The following is a 519-nucleotide window of genomic DNA, read 5'->3' as shown; positions in this document are numbered from 1 at the left end:
AAAGGTGTTGCTGCCGCCGAGGACCAGGCGCCCGGTGCCGAGCTGGGTCACCGATCCGCTGCCCGAAATCGCACCGTTGAAGGCGAGGGTATCGGAGCGGTTGAACACCAGCGCGCCGAGGTTCACCACGTCTGCGGCCAGGCTGCCGGAGGTGCCGCCGTCGCCGACCTGCAGCGCACCGGCAGCGATGGTGATGCCGCCCGCCTGGGTGCTGTCGCCCAGCAGCACGAGCATGCCGGTTCCCCCCTTCGTCAGGCTGCCGCCCCCCCCGATGGGGCCGGCAAGCTGCCACACCCGCCCCTCGCCCACCGAAAGCGTTCCCGCGCCGGAGAGCGTGACCGCACGGCTGCTGGTGAACGATCCCGTGACCGCCAGCGTACCGCCGGCGATGGCGATGCCGGCGCCCGCGGCGCCCAGATTGCCGTCGTTGGAGACGGAGACCGTGCCGGTGCCGATCCGCAGCCCGCCCGTAAAGGTGTTGCTGCCGCTCAGCGTCAGCGTGCCCGTACCGAGCTGCGA

The 519-nt window shown here is 71.9% G+C and carries 1 protein-coding gene; it reads right to left on the bottom strand.

Annotation, left to right across the window (positions count from 1 at the left end):
- A partial coding sequence (locus tag V5F61_RS21185) for an autotransporter-associated beta strand repeat-containing protein (RefSeq protein ID WP_394104091.1) occupies positions 1-519 on the bottom strand: 519 nt, incomplete at both ends.

Source organism: Xanthobacter sediminis (assembly GCF_043195015.1).
Classification (GTDB): Bacteria; Pseudomonadota; Alphaproteobacteria; order Rhizobiales; family Xanthobacteraceae; genus Xanthobacter.
The sequence above is the reverse complement of the archived record's forward strand: the minus strand, read 5'-3'. Positions and strand labels throughout refer to the sequence as shown.